The organism is Stenotrophomonas sp. STEN022, assembly GCF_056760155.1.
This window is the reverse complement of record NZ_JBRREG010000200.1, coordinates 1-499: the sequence shown is the minus strand read 5'-3', so window position 1 is coordinate 499 and position 499 is coordinate 1. Positions and strand designations below refer to the sequence as shown.

The following is a 499-nucleotide window of genomic DNA, read 5'->3' as shown; positions in this document are numbered from 1 at the left end:
ATTGTGCTCCCTCAATTCCCTTTCGCCCTTTCTGTCCTTCAGCCTCTTCGCCGTAGCTTTGGCATGCGGCTATCTTGGCATCAGAGCTTATCGCTGCCCAAGTTGTGACTCTTTCCCAGAGCCGGATGTTCCGGTGTTCAATCCTGAGGTGTGCTGTGCTTGCAAAACCCAACTTCGCTAATTGCAAGTACGCACCTAACAGTTCATTCAAGCCGAACCCGCTTCGCGGGTCGGCTTAATTCCAGAGTTAGGCGGCGGTGTGCTGGGTTGGCTGGCCCTTCTCGTTTCGGCAGCAACATCGGCAAGTCACCGGCCAGCTCCAGGCAGCAGCGCCAACTGCTCCTGGCAGCGCAAAGCCCGCTACTTCGTCTTACGCCTCACTGCTCTGCCGCAATCATTTCATCGCACTTCGGCGGCAACGCTCGGCAAGGTTTCCCGGGCAAGCTCCATCCCGCGAGCTGTGGCATGATCGGCTCGCGTTGGGTTGCACAAGCAAGAC

The 499-nt window shown here is 57.7% G+C and carries 1 protein-coding gene; it reads right to left on the bottom strand.

Annotated features, from left to right (window positions below):
- On the bottom strand, positions 1–211 hold a 211-nt coding region (locus ACVOMF_RS20905; RefSeq protein ID WP_481510979.1), incomplete at its 3' end, for a hypothetical protein.
- Positions 212–499: the final 288 nt, after the last annotated feature.